The organism is Runella limosa DSM 17973 (assembly GCF_000482465.1).
GTDB classification, from domain to species: Bacteria; Bacteroidota; Bacteroidia; order Cytophagales; family Spirosomataceae; genus Runella; species Runella limosa.
On the sequence record NZ_KI519423.1, the window covers coordinates 46,339 to 52,503 of the forward strand.

Annotated in this window: 3 protein-coding genes; all 3 read right to left on the reverse strand. The window is 45.3% G+C overall.

The features are described 5' to 3' along the window. Window positions 1-1,601, reverse strand: a 1,601-nt coding sequence (locus tag K339_RS37590; RefSeq protein ID WP_037301342.1) for a PKD-like domain-containing protein, incomplete at its 3' end; no start/stop codon positions are given. Between the two features lie 330 nt (window positions 1,602-1,931). Then, on the reverse strand, window positions 1,932-3,659 hold the full coding sequence (locus K339_RS0120215) for a tetratricopeptide repeat protein (protein ID WP_028525228.1): 1,728 nt from the start codon (window positions 3,657-3,659) through the stop codon (window positions 1,932-1,934). Between the two features lie 106 nt (window positions 3,660-3,765). Further along, window positions 3,766-6,165 (reverse strand): T9SS type A sorting domain-containing protein (locus K339_RS0120220; RefSeq protein ID WP_028525229.1); only part of this gene is annotated, 2,400 nt, incomplete at its 5' end.

Consider the following 6,165-nt stretch of genomic DNA (forward strand, 5'->3'; position numbering starts at 1 on the left):
ACCGTGGCCGTGATGGGTGTTCCTGGGCAATTATTGGCCGTAGGAGTGATAGTAAAAGTGACCGTAATCGGAGCATTGGTGGTGTTGGTCAAAGAGCCACTGATGTTCCCGCTGCCGCTATCGGCGATGCCTGTTACTGTTGCTGAATTATCTCGCATCCAGTTATAAGTAGTATTTGCTACGTTTCCACTCAAAACAATGGTATTGATAGCCCCTGCTGAACAAATGGTTTGGCTGGAAGGTGTAGCCACTGCGTTGGGGGTCGGATTGACCAAGACCGTTGAAGTTGTGCCCAGCGTAAGACTGCAATTATCTTTGGATACACTTACCAAAGTAAGGGTAACGTCGGTAGAGGCATTGTTGGCGGTGATGGTTTGATTGGAGCCGTTCAAAAGCAGGGTTTGATTACCTGACACCCCCGTTAACGTGTAGGTCAGCGTGGCACCGTTGGTACCGCTGACGGTGAAAGTAGCATTACTTCCTGCACAAATGGGGCTGTTGGTAGTGCCCAAAGTAGCCGTCGATGCAGCCCGAATGGTATAGAGTCCATATTCACATCCATCAATCGGGCTGTTAGAGGCTCTAACTCGAATTTCATAATCTGGATAGTTTGGATTTGGAATTAGGTTTGTGGGGATTGCTACTTGAATACTCCCCGACTTGGCAGTAGATGCCAAAGTACCCAGGGTGGTGTGGGAAGCATAATTATTGTTACTGAGTTCGATGGAATAGATATTTCCCTCATTGATGACCTCATTAGCATTAAATGCGTAGTTCAAATTGAGGGCCTCACCAGGACAATAAATTGAACCATTCGCTTTCATAGTCGTCAAAATACCACTACTAATGCGGAAGGGTAAAGACCGGTTGCTAACTTCAGAGGCATAAGTGGGATTAGAGGGATTAGAGGAGACAATACGCATCTGATACCCGTTGCCTGTGGGAACGTCGGGGAAATTGCCACTGATGCTACCTATGCCAGTAGCATTTACGGAAGCTATGATAGTAGGCGAGGCAAAACTACCTGCCGCGTCACTCAATTGGAGGCTAAAAACGTTTCCAGAAGGGGCATCACAATTGAGCAGATAAGAAACTGAAATCTGATTTCCTACACAGTAAGGGCCGATTGGGTTAGGGTAGTCAGCCGTAATTATCAACCCGAATTGAAGATCGGTGGTATTTGGAGTGCCATCCACATTCGCTCCCGGCAGGATTTTCTGCACCCTGATGCGATACTGGCCACTGATGGGCAAACCTGCGGGTACCGTGGTATTGATCGTTAACGACAAATTAGCAGCTCCTTCCGAACCCACTGTAGTAACTATGGCAGCCAGATTGGTCGTACCCGAGTCAAAGCCGCCAGCTGCATTGCTCAATTGGGCCCGATAAGTGATGTTGGTTGGCCCAGGACTGACCAATGTTCCTGCCACCGTAAATGGAATGGCAATCGCCGCCCCAGCACAATAACGGGTGGGGGTGATGTTTCCCGTCGTGATGGTTTGGGCAGCAGCATTGCCCATACTCAGCCAAAATAAGAGTACTAATAAGCCGAGAACTGGAGCATCGACAAGGGTTCGTAAGGAAGTAAAAAAAGTTTTCATTGTTCGAGTAAAAAGTTAGTGTGAATTTAGGGTACAACGCAAGTAAGACCTCTGCACAAGAGCGACAAGGTTAAAAAGGTGAATAGGTTTCTAAGGTTTTGATACGAATATCAAAATACCACCATACTGCCAGCACGGAGAGAGTAAACAGGGTAATCAGCAATAACAATTGGCAAAGCCACTTTCGGTTGGGAGGGCGAAAAAATATAGGCATCGGGCAGGCATTTAACTGCCACAAAGTACCGAGCTATCATGTAGAAAAGCTAAGTAGAAGGGTGGACAAAAACGGCGTAATGGTGGACAAAAGTGTATTTTTCGCCCAAATTGTGGCTATGACTCTAACAAATCGGGATATTTTTTGCGAAGGCGATAACGCGCTTTCTTGATGGAGTCGGTAGAAATACCAAGCATATTGGCCATGTCTTTGGTAGGCAATTCCAGTCGTTGTAAAGCCAGCAAACGCACCTCGGCGGGATTTAGATCGTCGTAATATTGACCAAGGTCAGAGAAGAAATTGGGAAATACTTTTTCAAAAAGTCCCTTAAACTCTAACCAGTTTTCTTCCGTCAGAATGACACTTTGTTGAAGGTTTTTGATATACTTATCCGCTTCCTCAGCCGATAGGGAATTGGCTCGATTGGCGACTTGAAGTTGAAAACTGATCTTTTCAATCAGAGCATTCTTGTCTTTGATATTAGCGATGTATTGTTCCAATTGCCCATTAGCCTGCGCCAACTTGTCTTCTGCTTGTTGCCGCTTTTGGTTTCCCAGTTTTTCAGTTTGTTTGCGTCGCTCATTTAACCAAACCAATCCCGTTCCAAAGAATAAAATCAAGCCAGCAATGATAAGATTTCGTTTCTGTTTTTCATTTTGTGCTTTGGCTTCCAAGTCTCTTTTCTCATTTAAAAACTTTTCAGCTTCCAGTTGGCTCTCAAAAACTTTGATTTTATTGCTATCTGTCCTGACTTTGATAGAATCTTTTAAAATCATCAATGAATCTTTGTAAGCAGATGCTAAGGCATAGTTTTTGGTTTTATCATAATACAAGCTCAGGGTCGTTAGTCGCATTCGGTTATAAGATAGGCTCCAGAAAGGGTCTTGTGACGAATAAGGGTGCAGAAATTGTTTCGCTTTTTCCAATGAGTCTAAACTCAGCAAACAATGAGCGATGTACATCCGGGTATTTGCGACATTCAATGGAATATTTTGGATATTTTTCTCGTTGGTTTTTAACCCTTGGTACAAATAAATAAGAGCTTTCTGATATTGCCCTTTCAACCAATACGTTTGCCCCAAGTTGCCAATAGCAATACCTTCAATGGTTTTTTCCTTCCTTTTTTTTGCATCTTCAATGGCTTTCCTAAAGTATATTTCTGCTTTTTCATACGCTTTGAAATTGAAATAGCAAAGCCCAGCATTGTTGTAATAATCGGCTGGAAAAAACATAAAATCATGTTTGTTTTGCAAAGCTAGTTCACAATACTGGGCAGCTTTTGGGTAATCTTGGAAAGTGTAATATAAATGAAAAAAGCCTAAGTAATAAAAACTGGCGTGGCGAAAGGATTCATAGCGCAGGGTTTCTAATAGTTGTTTTGCTTCATAGACAAGCGGAAGCCCTTTTTTGAGATCACCCATATAAAAAGCATAGATACCTACCGTATAATAAAAAAAGGGGGTTAATTCTTTATTTTCAGATTGGGATGTATATTCTTCAGCAGCTTTAAAAATGGCATCTTTTTGGGTTTGAGAAGGCGTTAAAAAAAGATCGAACGCATACTTAACCACGTGAGCATATTCGCGTAGTTGCGGGTCGTTGAGCTCTTCTGTAATGCGCATCAGACTGTCGATTCGTTTCAAATCACTTTTTTCTTTCTGCCAAGTGTAGTGCAACGTAAAAAAATAATTGAGACGATTGTCGGCGGGCTGTTTGACGATATCTTTGACAGAAAGATTAAATTTTTCTCTGGCCAAAGTGGAGAAAGAAAGCAAAAGCACACTTAACAAGGCTGCTAATGATAGAAAGGGTTGATAGCGATTTTGCTTTCGGCAGTCTTGCATAACGATGTTTTGAAATGGGACAGCGAATATAGACCATTAGAGTAAAAATAAAAAGTACCAATGGGATATACCCATTGGTACTTTTTATACAGAGCTCATGCTTTCTCTATTGCACTTTCACTACTTTCAATGTAGCTTGTTGTTCAGAGGTTGTTACCTGTAGAAAGTATGTACCCGTTGGCAAGTCACTCACCCCAAACTCTTCGTGGTGCATGTTGGTTTCTGGTGTAAAAGTCCGACGCAAAACGCTACGACCCGAGGCGTCAGTTAAAGTAGTTTGCACTGCTTGTCCCTTGTTATCTTGCACTTGCAAGCGGAGAATGTTGGTGACGGGGTTGGGGAGGACTGTGGCAAAGTTACTTGGACTTAGACCCTTCGCATCGGCGAACCGCCAGGGTGACAAATCTGCTACTGCCCTCGCTGCTCCTACGCCGACACCGTCTTTCGACTGGATTCTGAACCAGTATTCTTGGTACGCCAACACGTTGCCTTGCGGTTTACGGGTTGAAGGATAAATGCTACCCCAGCCTTTCATATCCCAATACCTCACCCCCAATTTATACAAACCCTTGGGTAAACCTAAATCATATACGTTACCCCCTGCGCCATTGTCTTGGTAAAAACCGTAGGCTGGATGGTTTTGCGCGTACAATTCCGTCCAGCCTTCGCGGTTGGCGTACATAAAGTAGGGAGCATTGTTTTCGTGCGTATTAAAGGACTGGGGTACGCCCGTCTCGGGCGTCGCCAGTAGGTCAAACGTCAACGAACCATCCGTCCCCAATACACACGCATCCACGTTAATCGTCCAGTAACGAGGGGCGGTTTTATTGACATTTTCCGCATAATATAACGTCGGGTTCGACTGCGTACTTTGTGCCAACTCAGGCCCACCATCTTTGATGATAAATTGACTACTCCACAAGGACTTATCGTTCGATGGCTTCACCGCCGACTTTGTTTGACCCACGTTGATTAAGGTCACCACAAACGCATTCCAGTACACATCCTTACGCGCACTCTCCGCGCTTTGACAACCGCCTTCAAATAGGCACTTCACCCAGTACGTCTGCTTCGTCACATTGTTGAAAGATACCTCAAAACTTGGTGCCGTTACTCCCGTACTCCAAAGTGTTTGACTGCCCACAGGGCAATTCGACGAAATTGTCACACTCGTTCCCGCACATACTACCTCTGAACTTACTGTCACTACGGGAGCCACACCCAGGGGTATTACCTTGAAAGTCAGCACATTGCTCTTCTCACTCAAACAACCTCCACCCGCTTGGCAACGTGCATAGTACAACGTCGTTTCATTAGGGGTTTGACTCGGCAGCGTTGGTAAAGCTACGTTCGTCGAAGCATTATACCACACTGTCGTTAGGCTTCCGCAACTCGCCGTCCCGCTAAATGATACAGGCGTTCCGCAACCGCTTGTTACGTTCAAGCTCGCCACGGGGGCTTGGCCAACACTATTGAGTCGAACGCGCATCACTCCTGATTCCGTTTCAATACATGATAGCGTCCCATCTATTTTACGACAACGAACGCGGTAATTGTGAAACTGACCGTCCACCAACTGCGTCGGTACGACACTACCATAATCACCCCCATTAACCGAATAAAGGATAACTTCGCCTGCGGCACAAGTAGCGTTGAAGGTTATATTATTCCCTTCGATATTACAAACCTCTTTGCTTTCGCCTTCGTTTACCGTTACGCCATCGGCTACCAATGATACTTGCTGAGGTGTCGAAGCGCGGTAGTTAATTTGAATAGTAATCGGGCTCGTGTACGTCACAGAACAACTCGCATCGCAGGCTGCTTGGTAACGGTGGGGTTGGTTATTGGATAATTGGGTAGCTGGTGGATTGGTTGACCAGTCGCTCCAAGCACCACTACCTACTTGAACACGCCATACGGGAGAACCAACCACACACAAACCCGAAACTGTAAACTGCAAACTGTTCACAGGATTGGCGTCAATGTCACAAAACGTCTGATTGTTACCTTCGTTGAGCGTTTGTTGAAGCGTTGTTAACGTAATTGTAGGCTTGCTTTGTACTTTTATTTCCACACTGCCGCTTTGCACTTGACTACAACTCGTGGATGAACTTTCTGATACACTTACTAGGGTATATATAAATACCCCCGTTATCCTCGTCGGCACTGAAACCGTGATGCTGTTCCCACTGACTGTTTTCACCGTTTGAACAGCGCCGTCGTTGATTTTGTACGTAAACGTGTAGGGTGCTGTGCCATTTGCCCCCACGAATGTCACGGTTGGCGACGCTCCGTTTTGGCACACCGTCGTTGTCCCCGTAATCGTCGCCGTTGGCAATGGGTTCACCGTCACCACCGCACTACCTGTTTGAGTTTGGCTACAAGCCGTGGAAGAACTTTCTGAAACGCTTACTAAACTGTATGTAAACTCGCCAGAAGTACCCGTAGGAACTGAAACAGTAGCACTGTTGCCAGTGGTTGTCGTCACCGTTTGGGCAACTCCGTC

What these genes read in the sequence shown, in the direction of transcription:
- K339_RS0120215 (WP_028525228.1), bottom strand. Translation starts at nt 3,659, where the DNA reads ATGCAAGACTGCCGAAAGCAAAATCGCTATCAACCCTTTCTATCATTA.